The organism is Achromobacter deleyi, assembly GCF_016127315.1.
Taxonomy (GTDB): Bacteria; Pseudomonadota; Gammaproteobacteria; order Burkholderiales; family Burkholderiaceae_B; genus Achromobacter; species Achromobacter insuavis_A.
In genome coordinates, this window is the sequence record NZ_CP065997.1 from 928,582 (window position 1) to 953,351 (window position 24,770).

A 24,770-nucleotide genomic window follows, 5' to 3' on the forward strand; every position below is an offset into this window, starting at 1 on the left:
CGACGCGCCTCAACCCTTGATCGCTTCGATGCGGAAGTCGCGCTTCATGTTGAACTGGGTGCCGACGCCGAACCACTTGTCGAAGATCTGCGCGGCCTTGCCCGAGGCTTCCAGTCCGTCCAGCACCGTGTTCACCTGGTTCAGCATCGCGGTATCGCCGCGGCGCACGCCCATGCCCCACGGCTCCACGAACAGCGCGGGTTCGAGGATCTTGGCCGGCACCGCGCTGGTCGCGGCCTGTTGCTTGAGCTTGACCAGCATCAGTTCGGAACCGACGAAGCCGCTGACCTTGCCCTGCTGCAACGCGAGGAAGGCGCCGCTGGGGTCCTTGAACGTGACCGGCTCGACGTTGGGGATGAACTTGCGCGCGCCCTGCTCGGACGACGAGCCTCGCACGGCGCTGACGCGCTTGCCGGCCAGGTCGGCGGGCGCCTTCAGGTCCTTGTCCGATTCACGCGCCAGCACCTTCTGCAGGCTCACGAAATGCTGGTGCGAATAGTCGATCTGCTGCGCCCGCTCGGGGCTCCAGCCCAGGTTGGCGGCGACCACGTCGACGCGGCCGGCGATCAGTTCGGGGATGCGGGCCTCGACCGCGATGAGCTTGAGCTCCAGCGGCACGCCCAGGCTGTCGGCCACCGCCTGGCACATGTCGACCTCGTAGCCGACGATGGCGCGGGTCTTCGGGTCCTGGAAGCTGAACGGCTCGGCCGTGCCCATGGTGCCGCAGATGAACTTGCCGCGCGCCTTGATGTCCTGCAACGTGTCCGCGTGGGCCGCCGGCGCCAAGGTGGCGGCCAGGCCGATGGCGGCCGCGCAAGTGATGATCCAGTGCTTCATGTCGATTCCCTTGAAATATAGGTATGGGTACTGCCAACGATGGCGGCCCCTGCGCGGGGCCGCCGGATTCAAGCCAGCCGGCCGCAGGCCTCGGCGATGCGGCGGCCGCCTTCCTCGATGTTGTCCATCGAAGTCGCGAAGCTCAGGCGCAGGTAGGGCGACAGGCCATAAGCCGCGCCGTCCAGCACCGCCACGCCGGCCTCGTCCAGCAGGAACATGACCACGTCCAGGTCGGTCTGCAGCAGACTGCCCGCCGGCGTGCGCCGTCCCAGCAGGCCTGCGACGTTGGGATAGACATAGAACGCGCCCTGCGGCCGCGGGCAGCGGATGCCCGGCACCGCGTCCAGCAGCGCCACGATGCGGTCGCGGCGCGCGTGGAACACGGCGGCCGCCTCGCCGACGCAGGCCTGGTCGGCGCTCAACGCGACCCGCGCGGCGGCCTGGCTGATGGCGCTGACGCAGCTGGTGCTTTGCGAGATCAGCGTGGCCATGGCCTTGATCAGCGCCCTGGGGCCGCCGGCGTAGCCCAGGCGCCAGCCGGTCATCGCGTAGGCCTTGGAGACGCCGTTGATCGTCAGCGTGCGGCCGGCCAGTTCCGGCGCGACGGCCGCCGGCGAGGCGTGGCGCTCGTCGCCATAGGCCAGGTGCTCGTAGATTTCGTCGGTCATCAGCCAGACCTGGGGATGCCGCGCCAGCACCTGCGCCAACGCGCCCAATTCCTGCGCGCTGTACATGGCGCCGGTGGGATTGGACGGCGTGTTCAGCACCAGCCACCGGGTGCGCGGCGTGATGGCGCGTTCCAGCGCCTCGGGCGTGAGCTTGAAGCCGTCGGCCTCCGGGCATGCCACCACCACCGGCGTGCCATCGTTGACCAGCACCATGTCCGGATACGACACCCAGTACGGCGCGGGAATGATGACCTCGTCGCCGGCCTGCACGGTGGCGGCCAGCGCTGTGTGGAGCAGTTGCTTGGCGCCCACGCCGACGATCAGTTCGTCGAGCCCGTAGTCCAGCCCGTTCTCGCGCTGGAACTTGGCGCGCACCGCTTCCAGCAGCGGCCGCGCGCCGGCCGACGCGGTGTAGCGGATGTCGCCGCTGTTGAGCGCGTCGATGCCGGCCTGCACGATGTGCGTCGGCGTCGGCAGATCGGGCTCGCCCACGGTGAAGTCGATGATGTCGCGCCCCTGCGCGCGCAGCTGGTCGACGCGAGTCTTGGCCGCCATGCTGGGCGAGGGCTTGATGGCGCGGGCGCGCGCCGCCAGCAACAAGGTGTCGGCGCCGCTCATGCCAATCCCTTGGCGGCGAATGCCGCCTGCATCCAGCTCTGCGTGCGATCGCCGCCGTCGATCTCGGCCATGATGCGCGCTTCCTTGTCGGCATGCGCGTGCGCCGCGGCGATCAGCGCCGGCGCCTCGTCGGCCGCGAAGCTCACCAGGCCGTCCTCGTCGCCCACCACGATGTCGCCCGGATGGATCACCTGGCCGCCGATGGACACCGGCACGTTGACCTCGCCCGGACCGTCCTTGTACGGGCCGCGATGGATATGGCCGCGCGCATAGCAGGGAAACGCGTCGGCCTCGAACGCGCCGACGTCGCGGATGGCGCCGTCCACCACCACGCCGACGCAGCCGTGCGCCTGCAGGTAGCGCTTCATGATCTCGCCCAGCACCGCGTTGGACAGGTCGCCGCCGGCGTCCACCACCAGCACGTGGCCAGGCTGCACCTGCATCATGGCCTTGTAGATCATCAGATTGTCGCCGGGACGGGTCTTGACGGTGAGCGCGGTGCCGACCAGCTTGCCGGCGCGGTTGTAGCGATGCAGCCCGGCGATGCCTTCGCGGCGCGCCAGGTTGTCGCTGAGATGCGGGGTGACGATGCCGGCCAGCGCCTGCAGGATGGAATCGGGGGCAACGGGTGCGGCCGGCAATATGCGCGTGCCGGTGATGAGGGTGGCCATGGCGGTCTGCGTAGTCCTGAAACGAATGAGTCAGACCGCATGGTCGGCGCTTTCGGCGATCCGAAAAAGGGATTAAATTTCCACGAAATCCATCCCTTTTAGGAATATAAGGGTTATCACTTAGCGGAAATTTTGGAATGAATCAGACTTTCCTCGGGAGCGCCCGATGCTGACTTTCAAGCAGATCGAGGCGCTTTACTGGACCGTGCGCCTGGGCACGTTCTCGGCCTCGGCGCAAAAGCTGCACACCACCCAGTCGGCCATCACCAAACGCATCCAGGAACTGGAAGCGGACTTCGACGTGGCCCTGTTCGACCGCTCCGGCCACCGCGCCGAACTGACCGCGCGCGGCCACGAGGTCTATGCCCTGGCCGAGGAAATGCTGGGCCACCGCGACCGCCTGCTGGTGCGCCTGAAGGGCCAGCACACCCTGACCGGCACGTTCCGTTTCGGCATCACCGAGATCACCGCGATGACCTGGCTGCCGGCCCTGATCCGCCTGCTGCGCGCGCACTATCCGCGCATCACGCTGGAGCCGCACATCGACCTGGGCGCGGACCTGCAGAAGCGCCTGCAGGCGGGCCAGCTGGACATGGCGTTCCTGCATGGCGAGTTCGCCGAGCCGGGCCTGGAGGTGGTGGCGCTGCAGCGCCTGGAGTTCGCCTGGATGGGCAGCCCCGACATGATCGACCCGAGCCGCGTCTACACGCCGGCGGACATCGCCACCCTGCCGCTATTGCGCCAGAGCCGGGAGTCGGGCCTGAACATGATCTACGACGGCTGGCTCAAGCCGCATACGCCGGCCAGCAACATGTTCACCATCAACAGCCTGATCGCGATGGCGGGCCTGACGGCGGCCGGCTTCGGGGTGAGTTGCCTGCCGCGGGATTATTTCGCGGAGATGGTGAGCGCGAGGCAGCTGGTGATCGCGCGGACCAGCACGGCGGCGCCGCAGTCGGTGTATTGCGCGATGTACCGGAAGGGGGCTGATGATGCTTTTTGTGAGAGTGTTGCGGAGTTGGCGCGGAGTTGTTGTGATTTTTCTTCTAATGGGCGGCATTAGAAACGGGGGGTGAAGTTGGTTCTTAAGGCGCGCGTGGTGGGGTCGGTGGGGGATGGCGGGGCTACGATTGCGGTCCGGAGCGTTCGCTCCGGACTGCCCCTTCCTCATCTTCGTCACAGCCTTCGGCTGTTCCTTCAGATTCCGTCGGGCGCATCTACACGCCCCGCCATCCCCCACCGCCCCCACCACGCGCTCGCGATGAGACTTAGCTACGGGCTTTGGGGCGAGCTGTGTGCTTGGCGTGTTGGTGCAACGTCAGGGCTGGGGGAGAGATTTGCGGGGCCCGCCCCAAAAGGCCGCGCGGGCGGCCGTTTGGGGCTTACGCGGTGTCTTGCGTCTGCCCGATGACGCTCTCGCGTGTGGCAACGACGGAACCGCTTGCGATTGAAAGCCTGTCGGCACCTCGACTGTTTGTGGTCGGCGCGAGCGGCTCGCCACGCGCAATACGCTTTCCGCCGCGCCGACCACCACCGCCCCTCCCCCACGACGTGCGGCACCATCACGTAGCCCCTCGGTCGGGCGGACCCGATGGCGGGCAACCTCGATGCGCCCGACGGAATCCGAAGGCAGCCGCCGCCAGGCGGCAACGAGGATGAGGCAGGGGCAGTCCGGAGCGAACGCTCCGGACTGCAATCGTGGGCGCCCGCCATCGGGTCCGCCCGACCGAGGGGCGACCTACGAAAATCTACGACGCCAAAAAGAAAGACCTAGAACCGAACGTTCAAGCCCACAAAGCAGCACCCTCAAAGCACCGCCTGAATCGCATCCCGAGCCTGATGCGACAGTTCCAACCGCGTCGGCAACGTCCCATCCGCATGCGTCGTCGCCAATACCGGCAAGAACAGCACTTCCACCGACAGCCCCGTCGTCCCCATCACACGCCAGAGATTCGCCACCAGCGTTTCCTCGCCAACGAACGCCGCGAAACCGCTGCGTTCGCCGTGTTGCAGGAAGCGCAGGGCCACCGGCTGGATTTCGACCGCGGCCGAGCGGGCCGGCTCGAACAGGCTTGCGTGGAACGGGCGCAGGGTGAAACCTTCGCTCGTCGTGCCTTCCGGGAACAGGCCCACCGCGTCGCCCTGCTTGAAGCGCGCCTGCATCGACTCGCCCATCGCGTGCACCGCGTGGCGCTGCCCGCGTTCGATGAACAGCGTGCCCGCGCCCGCCACCAGCCAGCCGATCACCGGCCAGCTGCGGATCTCGCTCTTGGCCACGAACGACGTCGCGCGCGCCGAATTCAGCACGAAGATATCGATCCACGACACGTGGTTCGCCACCAGCAGCACCGGACCCGTCATGCGCGGCTCGCCCTTGAAGACGACCCGCAGGCCACAGGCAGCCATCAGGCAGCGCGACCAGGTACGGTTCAGCCAGGCCCGCGACTTCGGGCGCAGCAGCGGATACACCAGGCCCACGCACAGCAGGCCGAAGACAATCAACGGCACCACCAGCATCAGGCGAAGGACAAAGCGCAGCAGCTTCAAACAGGGGTCTCCCAGGCCGGGCGGCCACTCACCAGGGTGGCGCGGACACGACCGGGCAGCATCATACCCGCGAACGGCGTATGGCGGCTGTGGCTTTGCAGCGCGCCGGGCGTCACCAGCCATTCGGCCTCCAGGTCCACCAGGCACAGGTCGGCCGGCGCCCCCGCGCCCAGTTGCCCCAGGCCCGCCAATGCCGGCGACAGGCCGCGCAGCACCGCCGCCGGCCCCGACGTCACCCGGGCCAGCGCCTGCGGCAGCGGCAGACGGGCGTCGCGGGCCCATTTCAGCGCCAGCGACAGCAGCAATTCCAGGCCCGTGGCGCCGGGCTGCGAGTGCGGGAACGGGACGGACTTGCCGGCATCGTCCACCACCGCATGGTCCGAACACAGGGCGTCCACCAGCCCCTCGCGCAGCGCCGCCTGGATCGCGTCGCGATCGCGCTGGCCGTGCAGCGGTGGGCGCAGGTGGAAATCCGTATTGAAATAACCGATGTCCACGTCCGTCAGGTGCAGGCTGTTGGCCGAGACGTCGGCGCTGACCGGCAGCCCTTCGCGGCGCGCGGCGCGCAGCAGTTCCAGGCCGCGAGCGGTGGACAGGCGCGACAGGTGCACGCGGGCGCCGGTGGCGCGCTGCAACTCGAAAATCGTCTGCAGGGCCAGCGCCTCGGCTTGCGGCGGCAGGCCTTCCAGGCCCAGGCGGTCGGCATAGGCGCCGGCGGAGACCACCGCGCCCTGCGCCAGCCAGGGATCCTGCGGCCGCAGCCACAGCGCCAGGCCCTGCCCGGCGGCATGGCCCATGGCGCCCCACAGCACCCGGGTGTCGACGATGCCGGACTCGCCCTGCGAGAACGCCACGCAGCCGGCCTGCGCCAGCAGGCCCATTTCGGCCAGCGTCTCGCCGCGCAGGCCGACCGTCAGCGCGCCAAGCGGCAGCACCCGGCCGTGCCCGGCCGGCGCCTCGCGCAGCAGCGCCTCGATCTTGGCCGGTTCGTCCAGCGGCGTGGCGGCGTCCGGCGGCAGGGCCAGCGTGGTCACGCCGCCCGCTAGCGCGGCGCGCAACTCGGCGGCGGACAGGCGGGCCTCGGCCGCCGCGCCGGCGTCCTGGCGCAGCACGCGCGCCGACAGGTCCACCAAGCCCGGCAGGACGGCCAGGCCGGCGGCGTCGATGCGGCGGTCGGCCTGGAAGCCGTCGGGCGCCTGGCCGACCGCCGCCACGCGGCCGTCGGCGATGAACAGGTCCTGCTGGCCGTCGAGATCGTGGGCCGGGTCGATCAGGCGGCCATTGGCGATGTGCAGCCTCATGCGGCGACTCCCGTCAGCACGCTCAGGGCGGCCAGGCGCAAATGACGTTCGGACCGGGCCAGGCCGGCCTCGATGTCGCCCAGGCCGGCGGCGACGTCGCCATCGACCTCGATGCCCGGCGTCAGCGCGGCGGCGGGCAGCAGCAGGGCATCGGGCCGGGCCAGCGCCAGGCGGGCCGGCGTCAGGCCATGGCTGGCGGCGTATTCGCGCGCCGACGGCAGCAGCGCGCCGCTCATGCGCTCGGCGCGCAGGGGCAGCACGATCACGACGTCGGCCTCGGCCAGGCATTCGTGCAGCGTGGCGCAGGCCCGCACGCCCAGCTGCGGCAGGCCGTCGGGCAACAGGGTGCGCGGCGCGGCGGCGCGCACTTCGGGCACGCCCAGGGTGGTCATGGCGTGAATCAGGCTGCGGGCCACGGCGCTGTGGCGGATATCGCCCACCAGCGCCACGGCCAGGTTGGTCAGGTCGTGCCTGGCCTGCAGCATCGCCTGCACGCGGGCCAGCGCCGGCAGCGGATCGGCGTGCGCGCCGTCGCCGGCGTTGAGGATGCGCAGGCCCGGCGCGCGGGCGCCGGCCGCGCTGACGGCGGCGCCGCTGGCCGGATGCCGCAGCACCAGGATGCCGGCCGGCAGGCCGGCGGCGACCGCGGCGGGAGACAGCGCGGCGTGGGCGGCGGCAAGATCGCCGGCGCCCACGCCGTGGCCGCGGTCCACCCCGGCGTCGGCGCCCGGGCCATTGGCCTGCAGCGCCACGGGCCGCAGGCCCAGGCGCGCGGCGGCGGCCTCGAAGTCCTGGCGCAGGCCGGCATCGCCGGCGGGCAGGCTCAGGAACATGGGCAGGTCGGCGTCGGCGAGGGCAGGCGTGCCGTCGGCGGCGAACTTGGTCGCCGTGTCCAACAGCCGTTCGACATGGCGTCGCGGCAGCCCTTCCGTCGTCAGCAGATGCAGCAGTTCGCCCCGGCGGTCGAGTTGCGGATTGAGCATGGCCGGGCCGGCGTCGGCGTCAGGGCGCCGGCGGCTTGTCCAGGTAGCGTTGCAGGATAACGGCGGCCGCCATCGCGTCGTCGGCCGCGTGCGTGCCCAGCAGGCGCTGGGCCTCCATGCTGGAACCGCGCTCGTCGACCAGCTCCACCGCGATGCCGAAGCGGCCGTGCAGCTGGTTGGCGAAGCGGCGGCAGCGCGCCGTGGCGGGCTGCTCGCCGCCGTCGGCGTCGAGCGCCAGGCCGACCACCACGCGATGCGGCTGCCATTCCCGCAGCAGCGCCTCGATGCGCGCGAAGCGCGCATCGCGCACCTCGCTGAAGATGATCTCCAGCGGCCGCGCATGGCCGGTCAGCGTATTGCCGATGGCCACGCCGATTTTCTTCTCGCCGAAATCGAATGCCAGCAGGGTCTCTTCAGGCATGGCCCGCGTCGCCGGCCAGCATCACAGGATCGATGCCCAGCAGCTTGAGCGCCGCGGGGTAGCGATCCTCGGGCGGCACGTCGAAGATGATGTGGTCGTCGGCGCCGACCGACAGCCAGGCGTTCTGGCCCATTTCGCTTTCGAGCTGGCCGGCGCCCCAGCCGGCGTAGCCCAGCGTGACCAGCATGCGGGCGGGCCCGTTGCCGTCCGCCACCGCTTGCAGCACGTCGCGCGAGGTGGTCAGGGCCATGGCGCCGAGCTTGATGCTGGAGCTGTAGTCGCCCGCGGGCGCGTGCAGCACGAAACCGCGGTCGGTCTGCACCGGACCGCCGAAGAACACCAGCGTGTCCTTGACGGGGCCGATCTCGAGCGTCAGGTCGATGCGCTCGAACAGCGTGCCCAGGGTCAGGTCGGTGGGCCGGTTGATGACCAGGCCCAACGCGCCGCGCTCGCTGTGTTCGCAGACATAGATGACCGAGCCGGCCAGGCTGCCCTCGACCATGCCCGGCATGGCGATCAGGAACTGGTTGGCGAAGTTGGCGGCCTGCTGCGTATTGGCCTCTTCGTGGTGTTTTTCCGTCATGGCAACCCCCTCTTGGGTAGTCAGATCGAACCGCCTTGGCGGAAGACGTCGGCGCTGCGCGTCAGATTTCCATCAGTTCGAAGTCCTCTTTGCGGGCGCCGCATTCAGGACAGACCCAGTTCGGCGGCACATCTTCCCAGCGGGTGCCGGGCGCGATGCCTTCGTCGGGCAGGCCAGCCTCTTCGTCGTAGACCCAGCCACAAATCAGACACATCCAAGTACGCATAGTTCTCTCTTACATCAATTCCCTGCCGTCGTCCCCGCAACGGGGCAAAGGCGGGAGGCATCCATTAGAATGGGGACAATCTTACCGAAACCCAATAGGGGTTCCCCTGATTCTCCGCAAATGAGTCCGGGCACCCTTACTCTAGCGCTGTCCACGTGGCCCCCGTTACTCCCCCTCTCGTTTTGGTCTTCGGTCCGCTCGATCCCTCGGGCGCCGACGGTTTGCCCGCGGACGCCGTGACCTGCGCCCGCCTGGGCTGTCATGGCTTGGCGGCCGTCACGGCGCTGACCGTGCAGGATACCGCCGGCATCGAAGAAATCCATCCCGTTTCACCCGACCTGCTGGACGACCAGGCGCGCTGCCTGCTCGAGGACATGTCCGTACAGGCGATCAAGGTGGGCGGACTATACACCGCCGAAACGGCAAGCGTCGCCGCGCAGGTTGCGGCGGATTACAGCCAGGTGCCGCTGGTGCTGCACCTGGGCCAGCGCGCCCAGGTGCCGGCCGACGCCGCCGACGAGGACGACGCCGACGACCTGCTGGCGGCCATCCTCGAACTGGTGCTGCCACAGACCGATCTGCTGATCGTCGAGCACCTGCGGCTGGCGCAATGGCACGCCGACGGCGACATCGATATCGGGGACGCACCGTCGCCGATGCACGCCCTGGTGGCCGCCGGCGCTGAATGGGTGCTGGTGCTGGGCAGCCCGCAGCGGCCCGGCCACCACGCCAACGTGCTGCTGGGCCCCAACGGCCAGACCACCACCCTGCCCTGGCAGGCGCCCCCGGACCGCAACGGCGACGCCGGCGGCCTGGCCGCCACCGCCATCACCGCCCTGCTGGCGCGCGGACTGGAGATGCCCGAGGCCGTGCGCCAGGGCCTGGCCCACGCCGACGCGGCGGTCGCCGCCAGTTTCCTGCCGGGCATGGGCCGGCGCATCCCCAACCGGATCCAGCCGCAATGAAAGCCTTGCGATTCCCCGCCGGCCTGTACGGCGTGACCCCCGAATGGGACGATACCGAGCGCCTGGTGCGCGCGGTGCGCCAGGCCGCCGAGGGCGGCATGCGCGCGCTGCAGCTGCGCCGCAAGGACGTGCCCGACGCCGTGCGCGCCGAGCAGGCGCGCGCCCTGGCGCCGCTGTGCCGCGAACTGGGCGTGGTGTTCCTCATCAATGACGACTGGCGCCTGGCGCTCGAGGTCGGCGCCGACGGCGCCCACGTCGGCCGCGACGACGACAGCCTGGCCCGCATCCGCGCCGAGGCCGGCCCCGACCTGATCCTGGGCGGTTCCAGCTACGACGACCTGGCCCGCGCCCGCGAGCTGCTGGACGCCGGCGCCGACTACATCGCCTTCGGCGCCATGTTCCCCTCGCGCGTCAAGCCCGACACCGTGCGCGCGCCGCTGTCGGTGCTGACCGAGGCCCGCGCGCTGGTCGAGGAACGCGATGCGCCGCGCCCCGCCGTGGTCGCCATCGGCGGCATCACGCCCGAGAACGTGGCGCTGGTGGCCGCCGCCGGCGCCGATTCGGTCGCCGTCATCACCGGCCTGTTCGAGGCGCCCGCGATCCGCGCCGCCGCCGCGGCCTGCGCCGCGCCCTACTCCATCAACCGCAACCTGAAGCCCTGACCGCCATGTCCCGTAACGCCCAGCTCTTCGAACGTGCCAGCCGCAGCATCCCCGGCGGCGTCAACTCGCCCGTGCGCGCCTTCCGCTCCGTGGGCGGCACGCCGCGCTTCATCAAGCGCGCGCAGGGCCCGTACGTCTGGGACGCCGAAGACAAGCAGTACATCGACTACGTCGGCTCCTGGGGCCCGGCCATCCTGGGCCACTCGCATCCCGAAGTGGTGCGCGCGGTGCAGGAAGCGGCCGTCAACGGCCTGTCGTTCGGCGCCCCCACCGAGGCCGAGATCGAACTGGCCGAAACGCTGATCGCGCGCCTGCCGTCGCTGGAACAGGTGCGCCTGGTCAGCTCCGGCACCGAGGCCACCATGACGGCCATCCGCCTGGCGCGCGGCGCCACCGGCCGCAACAAGATCGTCAAGTTCGAGGGCTGCTACCACGGCCACTCCGACAGCCTGCTGGTCAAGGCCGGCTCGGGCCTGCTGACCTTCGGCAACCCCAGTTCGGCCGGCGTGCCGCCCGAGTTCGTCTCGCACACGCTGACCCTGGAATACAACAACCTGGACGCGGTGCGCGAGGCCTTCGCCCAGCACGGCGCCGACATCGCCTGCATCATCGTCGAGCCGATCGCCGGCAACATGAACCTGATCAAGCCGGCCGCCGGCTTCCTGGAAGGGCTGCGCGAGGTCTGCACGCAGCACGGCGCGCTGCTGATCTTCGACGAAGTCATGACCGGTTTCCGCGTTGGCCCGCAGGGCGTGCAGGGCCTGTCGGGCGTCAAGCCCGACCTGACGACGCTGGCCAAGGTGATCGGCGGCGGCATGCCGGTGGGCGCCTTCGGCGGCAGCGCCGAGATCATGAAGCACATCGCGCCGCTGGGCGGCGTCTACCAGGCGGGCACGCTGTCGGGCAATCCGGTGGCCGTGGCCGCCGGCCTGGCCACGCTGCGCCTGATCGCCGCCCCCGGCTTCTACGACAAGCTGGCGGCGCAGACCGCCAAGCTGGCGCAGGGCCTGCAGGAACGCGCCCGCGCCGCCGGCCTGCCGTTCGCGGCCGACTCGGTCGGCGGCATGTTCGGCCTTTACTTCAGCGACAAGGTGCCGGCCACGTTCGCCGAGGTCTCGGCCTGCGACACGGCGCGCTTCAACCGCTTCTTCCACGCCATGCTGGACCACGGCGTGCATTTCGCGCCGTCGGCCTTCGAAGCCGGCTTCGTCTCGGCCACCCACGACGACGCCGTCATCCAGGCCACGCTGGATATCGCCGAGAAAGTCTTCGCGACGATCTGAGCGCCGCGCGGGGCGGCCGCAAGGCCACTGCCCCGTCGCCCGCGCCAACACGCCCTGGCGGCCCGACAGCGGCTTCCAGGGCGTTTTTGCGTCTGCCCCTAGGGTGTTTTGTATTGCTGGTACAGCGCCGTGACGTTGCGCACGTACTGCTGGGTCTCGGCATAGGGCGGCACCGCGTCGTACTTGCGCACCGCGCCCTCGCCCGCGTTGTAGGCGGCCAGCGCCAGGTCCAGGCGGTTGGGGTACTGGTCGATCAGGCGGCGCAGCAGGCTCGACCCCGCCTTGACGTTGGTGGCCGGGTCCACCAGCGCCCGCTCGATGTCGTCCGCGACCAGCAGGGTCGCCGCCGTCGCCGGCATCAGCTGCATCAGGCCGAGCGCCCCCTTGGGCGAGCGCGCGTCGCTGCGGAACCCCGACTCCACCGCGATGACCGCGGTCAGCAGGGCCCGGTCCACCCCTGAGTCCTTGGCCGCCTGCGCGATCAGTTCGTCATGCGCGGTGGACGGCGGCGCCGCGCCCCAGCGCGCGACGCGGTCGCCCAGGGTCAGCAGGCTGGCGCCGTCACCCGCGCGCGGCTCGCAATCCAGGCAGACCTTGAGGCGCGAGCCGCGCAACGCGGTGCGGACCTGGGCGCGCTTGTAGTACTTGGCGTAGCCGTTGGGCACCTTCATGGCGCGCCAGACGCCGAACGGGTCTTTGTAACGGTAGACCTCGGTGGCCCGCGCGGCGTCGGTGGGCAGCAGCGCGCCGGCGGCCAGCATCGCCGCCACCGCCAGGCCGGCCAGGAACGTCCGCCCGGCGCGTGGCCGTGCGGGCGGAATGGGAAAGAGTCGGAACATGGGGAAGGCGCTCCGGCGGCGTCCAGGGACGGGGAATCGAACGCCTATGCTGAGCCGGCGCGCCGGCTTTGTCGCTCGTGCCGATGCCCTAGTACCCGGTCCTGCCGGACGCCATGGGCGCCCCTGGGCCACTGCCGCCCGCGTGGCCTGGGCAAATGTGTCACTGTAATAAGGGTCTGATCTACATCTTTTATCTCCATCCTGCCGGTACTACTACGCAGTAGCTCGAGGTTCCTGGGTTAACATATGTCGCAATATTTCGTTTAATTACTAAATGAATGGAACCCGGCGCCAACCGCCGGGCGGGAGGCGGAGATGGGCGCAGACAACACGCTCCAGCTGGTGCTGGATGCCACTACCAACGTCCTGACGGCGATTTACTCGCCGCCACCAGCGCCGCAGACCGATGCCTCCCCGGTCGACGCTGCGGCCGACGGCGCCCCCGGCCAGGAGGCCGCCGCCCCGGACACCGAAACCGCCGACGCCGCGCCGGCCGTGCCGGCCGCCGACCTGCCCAGCTGGGACATCCTCGCCGCCATGGCCACCGCCCAGGGCTGGTCGACCGAGGCGCTGGACAACCACGCGGTCATCGCCTTCATCGACCTGTGCCGCCAGGCCACCGAACCCGTCCAGGTGCCGGTGGGCAAGCTGATCGACGGCTCGTTCGACCTGGAAGTGGATGCCGCCTGCATGTCGGCGTTGGTCACCCTGCATCCGCCCAAGGGCGGCAAGCCGGTGACCCTGCCCGTGCTGCGCCAGGCCATCGCCGACCAGGGCATCGTCCACGGCGTGCTGGAAAAGGAACTGGCCGAGGCCCTCGAGCGCGGCGGCGCGCAGACCGTGCTGATCGCGCAGGGCACGCCGCCCACGCGCGGCACCCCCACCCGTTTCGAAAGCCTGCTGGACCGCCTGAAGCCGCGCGCCCAGGAAATCGACGAACTGGCGCAGATCGACTACCGCGACCTGGGCAGCCTGCTGCTGGTGACGCCCGGCATGCCGCTGATGCGCCGCATCCCGCCGCTGCCCGGCATCGACGGCTGCAACGTGCTGGGCCAGCCGGTGCTGCCGGATGAGCTGCCGGACACGCCGTTCAACGCCGAGATGTCCGGCGTCGAGATCGACCCGGAAGACCCCAACCTGCTGCGCGCCGCCATCGCCGGTTCGCCCAAGCTGATCCACCAGGGCGCGCAGGTCAATCCGGTGGTCGAGGTCGACGCGGTCGACCTGTCCACCGGCAACATCAACTTCCAGGGCTCGCTGCAGGTGCGCGGCGACATCAGCGCCACCATGGAAGTGCGCGTGACCGGCGACGTGGTCGTCAACGGCACCATGGAAGCCGCGCTGGTCGAGGCCGGCGGCAACGTCACGGTCAAGGGCGGCATCATCGGCATGGCCGAGGCGATGCAGGAAGGCACCAGCGAATCGGCCAACAACGCCGCCGCGCGCACCGCCCACATCGTCTGTGGCGGCGAAGTGCGCGCCCGCTTCATCGCCAACGCCATCATCAGCGCTGGCCAGAACGTGGAAGTGGAACGCGAGATCCGCCAGAGCAGCATCGCGGCGGGCGGCAGCGTCAACGTCGGCGCGCCCAACACCCAGCAGACCGCCATCACCGGCGGCCAGACCCGCGCCCTGCAATCGGTGCGCGCCGGCACCATCGGCTCGCCGGCCGGCGTGCCGACGCTGGTGCAGGCCGGGCTGGATCCGCATGCCGACATCAAGCGCTCGGCGCTGACGCGCAAGCGCCTGAAGATGAACGAGGAAAAGGCCAAGCTCGAACAGCTGCTGCTGTTCCTGCACGCCAACCCCGGCCGGGCCGCCGGCGACGTGGTCGAGCGCGCCCGCAACACCCACACCAAGCTGGGCCGCGACCTGATCGAGCTGGACGAGGAAGAGGCCCAGCTGATCCGCGACCTGCAGCCGCTGCATACCGCCACCATCATCGCGGCGCGGCGCTTCTGCGGCGGCGCCAAGATCCAGGTGGGCAACCGGATGCAGGAGTTCCTGGAAGACCAGGTGGGCGGCAAGGCCGGCCTGGAAGAAGGCGAGATCGTCATCCGCTGACGTTTGCCCGGCGGCTGGGGCTACCGCCCGCTCAAGGCGCCAGCTGCTTGAACCACGCGCGCGGTGAAATGCCCCGGTCCGGTCCCAGGATCGAGAAGCCGCCATCCACCGGGATATCCACACCGGTCATCCACGACGCCGCGTCCGAGCAGGCGAAGCACACCGCCGCGGCGATCTCCTCGCCCGAGCCGACCCGGCCCAGCGGATGGAAATGCGCCCCCACCGCGTCGGCGGCCTCGCGCGAGCCGCCCGCCAGCTGTTCGACCGACGGCGACCAGGTCCAGGCCGGCGACACCGCCAGCACGCGGATGCCGGCCGGCGCCAGCTCCACCGCGAAGTTCTTGGTGATCTGCAGCAAGGCGGCCTTGGAGGCCGGATACAGCGCGCGTCCGGCCGCGCCGAATTTGCCGCCGGTGCTGCCCAGGTTGACCACCACCCCGCCGCGCGGCAACAGCGGCGCCGCCATCTGCGTGAAGATCGCGGCCGACACCAGGTTGGTGTCGAGCGTGGCGTGCCACTCCGCGCGGCTCGAAGCCAGGCCGCGGTCGTTGTACTGGCAGGCGTTGTTCACCAGGATATCGACCCGCCCGAAGCGCGCCACCGCGGCGTTCAGGCAGTGGCGGATCTGGTCGTCCTGGCCGATGTCGGTTTCGTGGAACAGCGCCCGCTCGCCGATCTCGCCCGCCAACGCCTGGCCGGCCGCGGCATTGCGCCCCACCAGCACCACGTTGGCGCCAGCCGCGGCCAGGCCGCGCGCGATATCGGCGCCCAGCCCCTGGGTGCTGCCGGTGACGATGGCGGTCTTGCCGGCCAAGCCGGGAAAGCCTGAGAAATCCATGAACTGTCCTTGATCAATGAGGCGCGGCGGCCCAGTGCATGGCCTGCGCCACCGAACCGGTCTGCGCGATCAGCCGCATGCTGGCCAGCGACGCATCGTGCACCGCCGGGTCCGCCGACGCGCAGGCGTCTTCGGCCACCATGACATTGAACCCGATATCGGCGGCGTGCCGCACCGTGCCCTCGACCACCGAATGCGTCGCCACGCCTGCCACCACCAGCCGGCGCGCCCCGAGCAGCCGCAGCGTCTCTTCCAGCGGCGTGCCGTAGAAGGCGCTGATGCGGGTGTGCTTGACCACGAATTCGCGCGGGCTGCCCGCCAGCGGCTGCAGGCCCTCGTAGAAGGCGCTGCCCCACTGCCCCTCGGCCACGGCGCCGATGCTGGCGACGTTGCGGAAGATGTCGCAGTTGGGCAGCAGGTCGGCGTAGTCCGGGCGGAAGGCGATGCGCACGTGCACGATCGGCAGGCCGTGGCCGCGGGCGCCGTCGAGCAGCGCCGCCGCGCCGTGCAGCACGCGCTGGCGCACCGCGCCGTCGGCATCCAGCCCGACGCGGATCTTGCCGTCGGGATGCAGCACGTCGTTCTGGTAGTGCAGCGCCAGCACCGCGGCGTCGGGCGCGCTCACACGAACACCTCGAACACGTCGTGGGCGTCGTCGCAGTTCACCAGGTCCACGCGCTTCATGCGGATGCGCCAGCCGTCGCCGTCGGCCGCCAGCTTGTGGGTGTAGCGGCCGGCCAGCTGGCGCGGCTGGCGCTTGCGCCATTCGGTCATCTGGAACGCCGAGTGCACCACCAGGTTGCCGCTGGCGTCCACGCCCTCGACCTGCACCCCGCCCACCAGCCGCACGCTGCGCGTGGGCGGCTGCTGCGACCAGTTGCGCGGGTGTTCCAGCCGGCGGATGCGCACGTCGCGCAGCATGCGGTCTTCCCAGAACAGCGAGATATGGTCGTAGGGGCTGGCCTGGCCCGGCTCGCGCGGCATCCAGTACATGCCGTCGTCGGTCCACAGCGACTGCCAGTCGTCGTAGCGGCGCTCGTCCAGCAGCCGCGCCTCGCGGTACAGGAACTGGGCGATGCGGTGATAGGCCTCGGCCGGCACGTCGGCCGGCGCCAGGTTGGCGGTGGATACGTCGAATTCCAGGTCTAGCAGCATGCGCCTTCTCCTTGGCCGTGGGCGGGCGCCACGGGGCCGGCCTCCATGTAGTGCTTCCAGGCGCGGAACTGGTTGCGCATCGGCAGCTCGCTGGTGCCGTTGACCGACACCATGCCGTCGGCATCGCTGCGGTCGGTGCCGTGGTAGCGGTGCATGCTGACCCATTCGCCGCCGCGGGTGGCGTTGCCTTCCTGGCAGCGGTTGTAGAGCTCGATGTCGTCCGGCATGACGTTGGACGACGGCGAATTGATCACGTTGGCGTACAGCATGGCGCGCTTGAACACGCCGTCCGGCGCGCCCTTGCAGCGGAACGTCTGGATCTCGATCAGGGTGCGGTCGACGGCGATCGGGCGGATCACGCGGAACTGCTGGAACACGGTGTGGGGCGAGCCGCTGCCGTAGATGACGGTGTTGTGGCGGTTCATGCCGAGGATCTCGCGGGCGCGGTCGGCGCCGTAGGCCGTGGTCAGCGCCTCGAAATGGGCGCGCGACACCGGATCGCGTTCGGCCGCGCCCGGGTTGAAGATGCCTTCCATGTAGCCGTGGCCGTTGTCGTAGGCGCGCAGCTCCAGCTTTTCCCAGAACTCGTAGGGCTCGCCGTTGCCGTCCATGATGTGCAGCTCGAACGGCATCTCGCCGATTTCCTTGGCCTCGTCGCGCGCGGCGGCAAAGGACGACTCGTGCGTCACGCGGGCATGCATGGTGTCGTGCAGGTTCTCGTAGAACACCTTCCAGTTGGAACGCTGCATCACGCGGAAGATGCCGCCGGCCACCTCGACCTCGCCCACCGGCGAGCGGTCGCACAGGTTGTCGATCGACGAACGCACGCCGCCCAGGAATTCCTCCAGGCCCTGGCCGTCGCGGGCCTGGCTGGCGAAGACAAAGCCGCGATAGCTTTCCACGCGCGGCAGGCGCCGCATCGAGAAGCTGGGATCGGTCGGATCGTAGGAGGTGCCCTCCAGCCCCTGCTTGAGCGGCACGCCGAGATGGCTGCCGTCGAGCTTGAAGGTCCAGGCGTGGTACGGGCAACGGAAGAACTTGCCGACACAGCCGTCGCCGTCCGCCACCACCTTGGCGCCCTTGTGCGGGCAGCGGTTGTACAGCACGTGCACGCGGCCGTCGCTGGCGCGCACCATCAGCACGTCCTGGTCGCCCAGGCGCGTGGTGTGATAGTCGCCCGTCTTGGGCACCTGGCTTTCGTGGCCGACGTAGACCCAGGCGCGGCCGTAGATACGCTGCATCTCCAGCTCGAAGATCGCCGGGTCGGTGTACAGGGCGCGGTGCACGCTGTCGCCGCGCACCATCTGGCCCAATTGTTGATCGCTATACGGCATGGCGGTCTCCTACTTGTTCTCGCTGTCTTTCCAGCGCGCCATCAGGGTGTTGGAAGGCAGGGTCTCGTCCAGCAGCTTCTGCGCGGTCTCGCGGCCGGCCACCGGCAGGCCCTTGGGGTCGAGCGCGCCAATCTGCACCAGCACGCTGGCCTGGTCCCAATAGATGTGTTCGTGGCAGAGCTTGTCGCCGCGGAACTTGACGATGGCCACCAGCGGAATCTCGACGTACTTGCCGGTCGGCGCGACGCCAGGCAGCAGCCAGTCGATCTCGGTGGTGTGGGTGAAGCAGAACAGCAGCTCGTCGACGATCTGCGTCGCGCCCACGGTGCGCGACAGCGGCACCAGCTTCGTGTCGGGCGGGTTGCTGTTGACGAAGTGGTGCTGGTAGAAGCGCGACAGCTCGCGGAAGCCGACCCCGCCCGTCATGGTGGGAATGTGGTTGACGTAGGGCTCGGCCACCATGGTGGCCATGGTCGCGGCCACGTCGCGGGTGCCGAATTCGTATTCGCAGTGCTTGTCCCACAGGGTCGAATAATCGAACTGCGGGCCGATCACGCGTTGCAGCGCGGCCATGCTGCGCTGGTGCGCCATCAGCGCCGACGGCTTGTCGTAGTGCGCGCCGCCGGTGCGGGCGAAGGCATGGTCCATGCCGGGATAGACGTACAGCTCGACGTTGGCCTTGCCCCCCAGCGCTTCCAGGATGCGCTGGCGCGCCGGCGGCGGACAGAAGCCGTCCTGCTCGGCGATGTGCAGCACCAGCCGGCCGCGCAGGTTGGCGGCCTCTTCCAGGCTGTCCTCGATGCCCACGCCGTAGTAGCCGATGGCCACGTCGGCATCCGTGCGGCAGGCGGCCAGGTAGGCCAGCTTGCCGCCCAGGCAATAGCCCAGCACGCCGGCGCCGCCCTGCTGCTCGGGCAGCGCGCGCAGCGCGGCCAGGGTCGAGGCGATGTCCTTGACGCCCTGCTCGACGTCGAAGCGCTGGTACAGCTCGAAGGCGCGCGGCATGTCGGCCGGGCCGTCGGTCAGCTGGATGCCGGGCTGCTGGCGCCAGAACAGGTCCGGCGCCAGCACCACATAGCCTTCCTCGGCCAGCGACTGCGCGGTGCGGCGCATGAAGTCGTTGATGCCGAAGATTTCCTGGCACAGCACCAGTCCGGGCCCGTGGCCCGAGGCGGGCACGGCCAGGTAGGCGCTGAATGATTTGCCGTCGTGCGAGGCGATGGTCACCTCGCGCGTCGTGATGGTTGCGGTCATGCGTCTCTCCTTGATGCGTGCGTCGCCCTGCCTACTTCATCTGGCAGGCGGCGGCGAAAGGGTCGTGGTACTGCGTCAGCACCGTGCCCGACAGCTTGTTGGCCAGCTTGCCGTCCGCGCCCTTGACGATGGTGCGCAGGTAGTAGTTCTGGATCGGGTACTGGTTGCGATTGAAGGTGAAGTCGCCACGCACCGACTTGAAATCGGCGCGGCGCAGGGCCGGACGCAGCGCGTCGGCGCCCAGCTTGCCGCCGGTCTGCCTGACCGCGCTGTCCAGCAGCATGGCGGCGTCGTAGCCCTGCGAGGCGTACAGCGTGGGGGTGCGGTTGTAGGTCTTCTTGAAGTCCTCGACGAACTTGCGATTGGCGGCGTTGTCCAGGTCGGCGGCCCATTGCGACGAGTTATGCAGGCCCTCGATCGGCGCGCCCACCGCGGCGATGGTGTCCTCGTCGCCCGAAAAGCCCGGCGCCAGCAGCGCGATCTCCTTGCCCAGGCCGGCGCCGTTGAACTGCTTGATGAAGTTCACGCCCATGCCGCCGGGCAGGAAGAAGAACACGGCGTCCGGCTTGCTGGCCCGCAGCCGCGTGATCTCGACGCCATAGTCGAGCTGGCCCAGCTGGGTGTAGATCTCTTCCGACAGCCCGCCCTTGTACAGGCGCTTGAAGCCGTTGAGCGATTCGCGTCCGCCCGGATAGTCCGGCGCGATCAGCGCCACCCGCTTGAAGCCCTGGTCGGCGGCGTACTTGCCCATGGCCGCGGGGATGTCCTCGTTCTGCCAGGCGACCGCGAAGAAATTCGGATTGCAGCCGGCGCCGGCATAGTTTTCGGGGCCGGTATTGGTGCTCAGGTAGATCGTGCCCGACTGCAGGATGGCCGGCATCACCGGCAGCAGCACGTTGGAAAACACGATGCCCGTCATGACGTCGACCTTGTCGCGCTTGAGCAGCCGCTCGACCGCCTGGCGTCCAGCATCGGCCTTCTGCTGGTCATCGGCCACCACCACCTCGGCCGGCAGCCCGCCCAGCGTGCCGCCGGTATGCTGCAGCGCGAGATTGAAGCCGTCGCGGATCTCGTTGCCCAGCGCCGCGCCCGGGCCCGACAGCGTGGTCAAGAGGCCGACCTTGATCTTGTCCGCGGCCGATGCGCCGGCCGCGGCCGTCATACAGGCCACCGAAACCAGCGTCGCCAGCGCGCGCCGGCCCCATCGCTTTCCATTCATGAGCCACCCCGTTTCGTGTCCGCCGGCGCCGCCGGCGCGATGCTGACAGAATCCGTCTGCCGTCGGTACACCCAGCCACCGATGAAAACTGCCAGCTTACGCGCCACGGCGCCGCCTTCCAACAACCCCCAGCTTAGGGCGGCCGGGCGCGCGGCTCTATCCGAATCGGCTCACGCCTATCCGGGATTCACTTAATTCCCAACGCTTGACGATTGCATTACGCTCGACGGCGATACGGGAGCGTTCCCGTCCCGGAGGCATCCATGCACGGCTGGTCCCGCATCGAGCTGGCGCCATTGCTCAAACGACGCGTCTTCAGTTCCACCCAGCCGGCCGAAACCCGCGAGCGCGTCTCCGAAGCGCTCAAGGACCATCGCCTGACCTGGAAGGGCGGCCGCGTCGACGCCGAGCTGAACCGCGCCCGCTTCGGCACCCTGAGCGTCTGTACGCTGCGCTACGGCGCCGAAGTCCACATCGAACCCGACCGCCTGCAGGACTTCATGCTGGTACAGGTGCCGCTGCGCGGCCGCGCCCGCATCGAATGCGGCACCGACTGCGTCGACGCCCACCCCGACTGCGCCGCCGTCATTGCCCCCAACCGCGCCCTGAAACTGCACTGGGAAGCTGGCTGCGAGCAACTGCTGCTGAAGATCCCGCGCGGCAAGCTCGAAGCCATCGGCCACCGCATCTTCGGCGACGCCGCCGCCCGCCCCCTGGACTTCAGCCCCGCGCTACGCCTGGACACCCCCGTCGGCGCCGCCTGGCGCAGCATGATGACCAGCCTGATCCACCTGCTCCCCACCCTGGACGACGGCGCGCCGAGACCGCCCGCCGCCTGGCTGGCGCACCTGGAAGACACGCTCGTCCTGCACCTGCTCTACAACCAGCCCAACACCTGGCAACGCCACGCCGGCCTGGCCCCCGCCCTGCCGCGCCGCGTCGCCCAGGCCGAAGCCTACATGCGCACCCACCTGTCGGCCCCCCTGACCCTCACCGACATCGCCCGCGGCGCCGGCGCCAGCCCCAGCGCCCTCACCCGCCTGTTCCAACAACACCGCGAGACCACCCCCATGCAGGCGCTACGCGTCCTGCGCCTGGACGCCGCCCGCGAAAAGCTGCAGCAAGGCGCCTGCGAAAGCGTGACCGAGGTCGCCGTCTCCGTAGGCATCAGCCACCTGGGCCGCTTCTCCGAGTATTACCGCGACCGCTTCGGCGAACTCCCCCGCGAAACCTTCCAAGCCGGCAAATAGCCAGCCACCTGGCGCCATGCGCCAACCCCGCAGCCACAGGCACGGAATCACTAACGTAGTTGAACCACTACATACGTGATAAATCACCCCGCAAGCGCGCAGCGTCATCCGCCCCCGCAAGACGCCACGTAAGCTTCAAAAGGCCGCCCGCGCGGCCGCCTTGAAGCGGGCCCCGCAAATCGCTCTGAACCCCCGTTGCCGACCATCAAAACGCCAAGAACCCAAATCGCCCCAGCACCCGCCATTAATTGTGATCGTGAGCGGGTGAGGGGGCAGGCGGGGGGATGGCGGGGCGTGTAGATTGCGCCCGAGGGAATACGAAGGGAGCCGAAGGCGGACGAGGATGACGAAGGGGCAGTCCGGAGCGAAGGCTCCGGACCGCAATCGTAGCCCCGCCATCCCCCCGCCTGCCCCCTCACCCGCGGCTCAAGAACCCACCTCGACGCGCATCAACACGTCAAGGCCGGCCCACCATCAAGCCGGCACAACCGCCGTAACTTCAATCTCCACCTTGGCCCGATCCTCCACCAGATCCGCCACCTCCACCGCCGTCATCGCCGGAAAATGCCTCCCGATCAACTCCCGGTAATGCTTCCCGATCTCCGGATAAGCCGCCACATAGGCATCCTTGTCCGTCACATACCACGTCATCCGAACGATATGCTCCGGCCTGGCCCCGCCCTCGGCGAGAATCGCCACGATATTGGCCAACGTCTGCCGCACCTGGTCGGCCAGGTCATCCGACTCGAACTGCTGCTGCCCGTTCCAGCCCACCTGCCCGCCCACGAACACCAGCTTGCTCCCCACCGTCATCTCGGTCAGGATCCCATTCGAATAGCCCCTCGGCGCCATCCAATCCGGCGGTTGCAGAATCTTCATAACGTCTCATCCTATTTTCAAAAAACAAACACCAGGGTGACCCCCGCCGAACTCATTCGGCGGCGACCAGATAATCCTGCATACGTTCACGCAGATCCGCCGGCAGCGGCATCGACTTCATCGTGCGCAGATCCACCGTCACGATCGTCAGCGTCGCCGACAGGCGCAACTGCCCGTCCGGGCCCTCGAACCGCACCAGCGCCTTGAACGACGCGCCGCCGATGCGCTGCACCTGCAGCGTCTGCCGCAGCTTCTCGTGCCAACGGCTCGGCGCGCTGAAGTCGCACGTCACCGACGCCATCGGCGTGCCGATGTGGCGATCCACGTGCAGCGCGTGGAATGGCAACCCCATGCCCTTGTCGAACCACTCCTCGACGAAGTCATTGATCATCTCGAAATAGCGAGGATAGAAAACGATGCCCGCCGGGTCGCAATGACGGAAGCGGACTTCAACCTGGCTGACGAATGGAGCTGCCATGGAATTTCCTTGATGCAGAATCAGGCCATCTTGCGCAGCGCGAAACGCTGCAGCTTGCCCGTCTCGGTGCGCGGCAGCGCGGCGACGAACTCGATGGCGCGGGGATACTTGTAGGGTGCGATGTTGGCCTTGACGAACTGCTGCATCGCGGCCACCAGCGCCTCGCTCGGCTCGAAGCCCGGCTTGAGCACCACGAAGGCCTTGACCAGCTGGCCGCGCTCGTCATCGGGCGCGCCGACCACACCGCACTCGGCCACGGCCTCGTGGCGCAGCAGCGCGTCCTCGACCTCCGGGCCGGCGATGTTGTACCCGGCCGAGACGATCATGTCGTCATTGCGCGCCTGGTAGAACAGATAGCCGTCGTCGTCCTGCATGAACGTGTCGCCGGGCAGGTTCCAGCCCTTCTGCACGAAACGCAGCTGGCGCTCGTCGGCCAGGTAGCGGCAGCCCGTCGGGCCCTTGATGGCCAAACGGCCCACCGTGCCATTGGGCACCGGATTCATGTCGTCATCGACGATCTGCGCGATATAACCCGGCACCACGCGGCCGATGGCGCCACGGCGCACCGACTCGGGCGGGCTGGAGACGAACACGTGGATCATCTCCGTGCCGCCGATGCCGTCGATCATCTCGATGCCGCTGGCTTCCTTCCACAGCTGGCGCGTCGCGTCGGGCAGCGCCTCGCCGGCCGACACGCTCTTCCTGAGCGAAGACAGATCGAACTTGCCCACCAGCGTCGCCATCTGGCGATAGAACGTGGGCGCCGTGAAGACGATGGTGGCGCGGAAGTCCTGGATCAGCTGCAACAGGCTTTCCGGCGTCAGGCGCTCGGCCAGCACGGTGCTGGCGCCGACCCGCAGGGGGAAGCACAGCAGGCCGCCCAGGCCGAACGTGAACGCCAGCGGCGGCGTGCCGCAGAAGATATCGTCCGGGCCTGGCTTGATGACGTGCTTGGGGAACAGGTCGCACATCGCCAGCACGTCGCGATGAAAGTGCATGCAGCCCTTGGGCGCGCCGGTGGTGCCGCTGGTGAAGGCGATCAGGCAGACGTCGTCGGCCGCGGTGTCGCAGGCGGTGAAGTCGTCCGGCTTGCCCGCGGCCAGCGCGTCCAGCGCATCGGGCGCGGTGTCATTGAAATACATGATCTGCGCCAGGCCCGGGCAATGATGCTCGTGATCCGGCTGGGCGCAGAACCGCGCCTCGTCCTTCAGGCGCACGTCGCACAGCACCGCCTGGATCTGCGCCTTGTCGATGATCTGCTTGAGTTCCTTGGCGCGCAGCAGCGGCATGGTCGGCACCGTCACCAGGCCGGCCTTGATGGCGGCCAGCCACGAGGCGGCCATCATCGGATTGTTGGGACCGCGCAGCAGCAGGCGGTTGCCCGGCACCAGTTTCATGTCCTCGACCAGCACGCGCGCCACGCGATTGGTCAGCGCGGCCAGTTCGCGGTAGGTCATGACGGCCGGCTTGCCGTCCTGCGCCCAGCGCAGCGCGACGCGCTCGCCATGGCCGCGCTCGACCATCGCGTCCACCAGTTCCACCGCGCAATTGAAGCGCTTGGGATAGGCCACGTCGGGGCCGTCCAGCAGGAATTCTGGCCATTGTTCGCCCGGGGGCAGATTGTCCCGGGTGAAGGTGTCGATGTGGGCGGATACTTCCATGGAATTCCCCTTGCTGCTGCGGTGTGGTTGACTG

The 24,770-nt window shown here is 69.2% G+C and carries 25 protein-coding genes; 6 read left to right on the forward strand and 19 right to left on the reverse strand.

The window, feature by feature from the left end; translation table 11 throughout:
* Positions 1-9: 9 nt before the first annotated feature.
* From I6I07_RS04150 to I6I07_RS04160, 3 genes are all read right to left on the reverse strand, one after another.
* Positions 10-837, reverse strand: coding sequence for an ABC transporter substrate-binding protein (locus I6I07_RS04150; RefSeq protein WP_198485737.1), 828 nt, complete (start codon positions 835-837; stop codon positions 10-12).
* Positions 838-905: 68 nt separating this feature from the next.
* Positions 906-2,123 (reverse strand): aminotransferase class I/II-fold pyridoxal phosphate-dependent enzyme, encoded by a 1,218-nt coding sequence (locus I6I07_RS04155; RefSeq protein WP_198485738.1) that lies wholly within the window; start codon positions 2,121-2,123, stop codon positions 906-908.
* Positions 2,120-2,794, reverse strand: coding sequence for an RraA family protein (locus I6I07_RS04160; RefSeq protein WP_198485739.1), 675 nt, complete (start codon positions 2,792-2,794; stop codon positions 2,120-2,122). Before I6I07_RS04160 ends, I6I07_RS04155 begins: the two co-directional genes overlap by 4 nt.
* 166 nt (positions 2,795-2,960) lie before the next feature.
* Between I6I07_RS04160 and I6I07_RS04165 the strand changes: the two genes are divergently transcribed.
* On the forward strand, positions 2,961-3,857 hold the full coding sequence (locus I6I07_RS04165; RefSeq protein WP_006392732.1) for a LysR family transcriptional regulator: 897 nt from the start codon (positions 2,961-2,963) through the stop codon (positions 3,855-3,857).
* Between the two features lie 743 nt (positions 3,858-4,600).
* Here I6I07_RS04165 and I6I07_RS04170 read toward each other — a convergent pair.
* The 6 genes from I6I07_RS04170 to I6I07_RS04195 form a co-directional block, all read right to left on the reverse strand.
* Complete coding sequence (locus I6I07_RS04170) at positions 4,601-5,341, reverse strand: lysophospholipid acyltransferase family protein (RefSeq protein WP_006396228.1); 741 nt, start codon at positions 5,339-5,341, stop codon at positions 4,601-4,603.
* Positions 5,338-6,642: a dihydroorotase gene (locus I6I07_RS04175; RefSeq protein WP_198485740.1), complete on the reverse strand. Its 1,305-nt coding sequence runs from the start codon at positions 6,640-6,642 to the stop codon at positions 5,338-5,340. The genes I6I07_RS04170 and I6I07_RS04175 overlap by 4 nt, the downstream gene beginning before the upstream one ends.
* Complete coding sequence (locus I6I07_RS04180) at positions 6,639-7,625, reverse strand: aspartate carbamoyltransferase (RefSeq protein WP_198485741.1); 987 nt, start codon at positions 7,623-7,625, stop codon at positions 6,639-6,641. Before I6I07_RS04180 ends, I6I07_RS04175 begins: the two co-directional genes overlap by 4 nt.
* A gap of 19 nt (positions 7,626-7,644) precedes the next feature.
* On the reverse strand, positions 7,645-8,046 hold the full coding sequence (gene ruvX / locus I6I07_RS04185; protein ID WP_198485742.1) for a Holliday junction resolvase RuvX: 402 nt from the start codon (positions 8,044-8,046) through the stop codon (positions 7,645-7,647).
* A complete protein-coding gene (locus I6I07_RS04190; protein ID WP_198485743.1) occupies positions 8,039-8,629 on the reverse strand; it encodes a YqgE/AlgH family protein in 591 nt (196 codons plus the stop codon). The genes ruvX and I6I07_RS04190 overlap by 8 nt, the downstream gene beginning before the upstream one ends.
* Positions 8,630-8,690: 61 nt before the next feature.
* Entirely contained in the window at positions 8,691-8,855 is a 165-nt protein-coding gene (locus tag I6I07_RS04195) for a rubredoxin (RefSeq protein ID WP_003814980.1), read from the reverse strand.
* Between the two features lie 155 nt (positions 8,856-9,010).
* Between I6I07_RS04195 and I6I07_RS04200 the strand changes: the two genes are divergently transcribed.
* From I6I07_RS04200 to hemL, 3 genes are read left to right on the forward strand one after another with little or no spacing between them, the layout of a single operon-like run.
* Positions 9,011-9,820, forward strand: coding sequence for a bifunctional hydroxymethylpyrimidine kinase/phosphomethylpyrimidine kinase (locus I6I07_RS04200; protein WP_100509616.1), 810 nt, complete (start codon positions 9,011-9,013; stop codon positions 9,818-9,820).
* Positions 9,817-10,482, forward strand: coding sequence for a thiamine phosphate synthase (thiE, locus tag I6I07_RS04205; protein WP_198485744.1), 666 nt, complete (start codon positions 9,817-9,819; stop codon positions 10,480-10,482). The genes I6I07_RS04200 and thiE overlap by 4 nt, the downstream gene beginning before the upstream one ends.
* 5 nt (positions 10,483-10,487) lie before the next feature.
* Positions 10,488-11,765, forward strand: coding sequence for a glutamate-1-semialdehyde 2,1-aminomutase (hemL, locus tag I6I07_RS04210; RefSeq protein WP_198485745.1), 1,278 nt, complete (start codon positions 10,488-10,490; stop codon positions 11,763-11,765).
* Between the two features lie 98 nt (positions 11,766-11,863).
* Here hemL and I6I07_RS04215 read toward each other — a convergent pair whose 3' ends face one another.
* A complete protein-coding gene (locus tag I6I07_RS04215; protein ID WP_198485746.1) occupies positions 11,864-12,604 on the reverse strand; it encodes a lytic transglycosylase domain-containing protein in 741 nt (246 codons plus the stop codon).
* Between the two features lie 315 nt (positions 12,605-12,919).
* Between I6I07_RS04215 and I6I07_RS04220 the strand changes: the two genes are divergently transcribed.
* On the forward strand, positions 12,920-14,668 hold the full coding sequence (locus I6I07_RS04220; RefSeq protein ID WP_198485747.1) for a DUF342 domain-containing protein: 1,749 nt from the start codon (positions 12,920-12,922) through the stop codon (positions 14,666-14,668).
* Between the two features lie 31 nt (positions 14,669-14,699).
* On the opposite strand, the gene I6I07_RS04225 is transcribed toward I6I07_RS04220, so the two are convergent.
* Genes I6I07_RS04225 through I6I07_RS04250 form a run of 6 tightly spaced genes read right to left on the reverse strand, consistent with a single transcriptional unit; the run spans position 14,700 to position 20,468 of the window.
* On the reverse strand, positions 14,700-15,506 hold the full coding sequence (locus I6I07_RS04225) for an SDR family oxidoreductase (RefSeq protein WP_198485748.1): 807 nt from the start codon (positions 15,504-15,506) through the stop codon (positions 14,700-14,702).
* A 13-nt stretch (positions 15,507-15,519) separates the two neighbouring features.
* Positions 15,520-16,131: a cysteine hydrolase family protein gene (locus tag I6I07_RS04230; protein WP_198485749.1), complete on the reverse strand. Its 612-nt coding sequence runs from the start codon at positions 16,129-16,131 to the stop codon at positions 15,520-15,522.
* Entirely contained in the window at positions 16,128-16,661 is a 534-nt protein-coding gene (locus I6I07_RS04235) for an aromatic-ring-hydroxylating dioxygenase subunit beta (RefSeq protein ID WP_006392721.1), read from the reverse strand. Before I6I07_RS04235 ends, I6I07_RS04230 begins: the two co-directional genes overlap by 4 nt.
* The gene (locus I6I07_RS04240; RefSeq protein ID WP_006392720.1) at positions 16,652-17,995 is read right to left on the reverse strand and encodes an aromatic ring-hydroxylating dioxygenase subunit alpha; all 1,344 of its coding nucleotides are present in this window, start codon (positions 17,993-17,995) and stop codon (positions 16,652-16,654) included. Before I6I07_RS04240 ends, I6I07_RS04235 begins: the two co-directional genes overlap by 10 nt.
* Before the next feature lie 9 nt (positions 17,996-18,004).
* Positions 18,005-19,249, reverse strand: coding sequence for a dienelactone hydrolase family protein (locus I6I07_RS04245; RefSeq protein WP_198485750.1), 1,245 nt, complete (start codon positions 19,247-19,249; stop codon positions 18,005-18,007).
* A gap of 31 nt (positions 19,250-19,280) precedes the next feature.
* Entirely contained in the window at positions 19,281-20,468 is a 1,188-nt protein-coding gene (locus I6I07_RS04250; RefSeq protein WP_198485751.1) for an ABC transporter substrate-binding protein, read from the reverse strand.
* 263 nt (positions 20,469-20,731) lie between these two features.
* Here I6I07_RS04250 and I6I07_RS04255 point away from each other — a divergent pair, with 263 nt between their 5' ends.
* Positions 20,732-21,718: an AraC family transcriptional regulator gene (locus tag I6I07_RS04255; RefSeq protein ID WP_198485752.1), complete on the forward strand. Its 987-nt coding sequence runs from the start codon at positions 20,732-20,734 to the stop codon at positions 21,716-21,718.
* A gap of 474 nt (positions 21,719-22,192) precedes the next feature.
* Here the strand turns inward: I6I07_RS04255 and I6I07_RS04260 are convergent, their stop codons facing one another.
* Genes I6I07_RS04260 through I6I07_RS04270 form a run of 3 tightly spaced genes read right to left on the reverse strand, consistent with a single transcriptional unit; the run spans position 22,193 to position 24,736 of the window.
* The gene (locus tag I6I07_RS04260; RefSeq protein WP_006388562.1) at positions 22,193-22,597 is read right to left on the reverse strand and encodes a RidA family protein; all 405 of its coding nucleotides are present in this window, start codon (positions 22,595-22,597) and stop codon (positions 22,193-22,195) included.
* 52 nt (positions 22,598-22,649) lie between these two features.
* The gene (locus I6I07_RS04265) at positions 22,650-23,075 is read right to left on the reverse strand and encodes an acyl-CoA thioesterase (protein WP_006392716.1); all 426 of its coding nucleotides are present in this window, start codon (positions 23,073-23,075) and stop codon (positions 22,650-22,652) included.
* Positions 23,076-23,095: 20 nt separating this feature from the next.
* Positions 23,096-24,736, reverse strand: a complete 1,641-nt coding sequence (locus I6I07_RS04270) for an AMP-binding protein (protein WP_198485753.1) — start codon at positions 24,734-24,736, stop codon at positions 23,096-23,098.
* Positions 24,737-24,770: the final 34 nt, after the last annotated feature.

Bases quoted from the DNA above. Each gene is read 5' to 3' on its own strand.
- I6I07_RS04150 (WP_198485737.1), bottom strand. From the start codon at position 837: ATGAAGCACTGGATCATCACTTGCGCGGCCGCCATCGGCCTGGCCGCC.
- I6I07_RS04155 (WP_198485738.1), bottom strand. From the start codon at position 2,123: ATGAGCGGCGCCGACACCTTGTTGCTGGCGGCGCGCGCCCGCGCCATC.
- I6I07_RS04160 (WP_198485739.1), bottom strand. From the start codon at position 2,794: ATGGCCACCCTCATCACCGGCACGCGCATATTGCCGGCCGCACCCGTT.
- I6I07_RS04165 (WP_006392732.1), top strand. From the start codon at position 2,961: ATGCTGACTTTCAAGCAGATCGAGGCGCTTTACTGGACCGTGCGCCTG.
- I6I07_RS04175 (WP_198485740.1), bottom strand. From the start codon at position 6,642: ATGAGGCTGCACATCGCCAATGGCCGCCTGATCGACCCGGCCCACGAT.
- I6I07_RS04180 (WP_198485741.1), bottom strand. From the start codon at position 7,625: ATGCTCAATCCGCAACTCGACCGCCGGGGCGAACTGCTGCATCTGCTG.
- ruvX (WP_198485742.1), bottom strand. From the start codon at position 8,046: ATGCCTGAAGAGACCCTGCTGGCATTCGATTTCGGCGAGAAGAAAATC.
- I6I07_RS04190 (WP_198485743.1), bottom strand. From the start codon at position 8,629: ATGACGGAAAAACACCACGAAGAGGCCAATACGCAGCAGGCCGCCAAC.
- I6I07_RS04195 (WP_003814980.1), bottom strand. From the start codon at position 8,855: ATGCGTACTTGGATGTGTCTGATTTGTGGCTGGGTCTACGACGAAGAG.
- thiE (WP_198485744.1), top strand. From the start codon at position 9,817: ATGAAAGCCTTGCGATTCCCCGCCGGCCTGTACGGCGTGACCCCCGAA.
- hemL (WP_198485745.1), top strand. From the start codon at position 10,488: ATGTCCCGTAACGCCCAGCTCTTCGAACGTGCCAGCCGCAGCATCCCC.
- I6I07_RS04215 (WP_198485746.1), bottom strand. From the start codon at position 12,604: ATGTTCCGACTCTTTCCCATTCCGCCCGCACGGCCACGCGCCGGGCGG.
- I6I07_RS04220 (WP_198485747.1), top strand. From the start codon at position 12,920: ATGGGCGCAGACAACACGCTCCAGCTGGTGCTGGATGCCACTACCAAC.
- I6I07_RS04225 (WP_198485748.1), bottom strand. From the start codon at position 15,506: ATGGATTTCTCAGGCTTTCCCGGCTTGGCCGGCAAGACCGCCATCGTC.
- I6I07_RS04235 (WP_006392721.1), bottom strand. From the start codon at position 16,661: ATGCTGCTAGACCTGGAATTCGACGTATCCACCGCCAACCTGGCGCCG.
- I6I07_RS04240 (WP_006392720.1), bottom strand. From the start codon at position 17,995: ATGCCGTATAGCGATCAACAATTGGGCCAGATGGTGCGCGGCGACAGC.
- I6I07_RS04245 (WP_198485750.1), bottom strand. From the start codon at position 19,249: ATGACCGCAACCATCACGACGCGCGAGGTGACCATCGCCTCGCACGAC.
- I6I07_RS04250 (WP_198485751.1), bottom strand. From the start codon at position 20,468: ATGAATGGAAAGCGATGGGGCCGGCGCGCGCTGGCGACGCTGGTTTCG.
- I6I07_RS04255 (WP_198485752.1), top strand. From the start codon at position 20,732: ATGCACGGCTGGTCCCGCATCGAGCTGGCGCCATTGCTCAAACGACGC.
- I6I07_RS04260 (WP_006388562.1), bottom strand. From the start codon at position 22,597: ATGAAGATTCTGCAACCGCCGGATTGGATGGCGCCGAGGGGCTATTCG.
- I6I07_RS04265 (WP_006392716.1), bottom strand. From the start codon at position 23,075: ATGGCAGCTCCATTCGTCAGCCAGGTTGAAGTCCGCTTCCGTCATTGC.
- I6I07_RS04270 (WP_198485753.1), bottom strand. From the start codon at position 24,736: ATGGAAGTATCCGCCCACATCGACACCTTCACCCGGGACAATCTGCCC.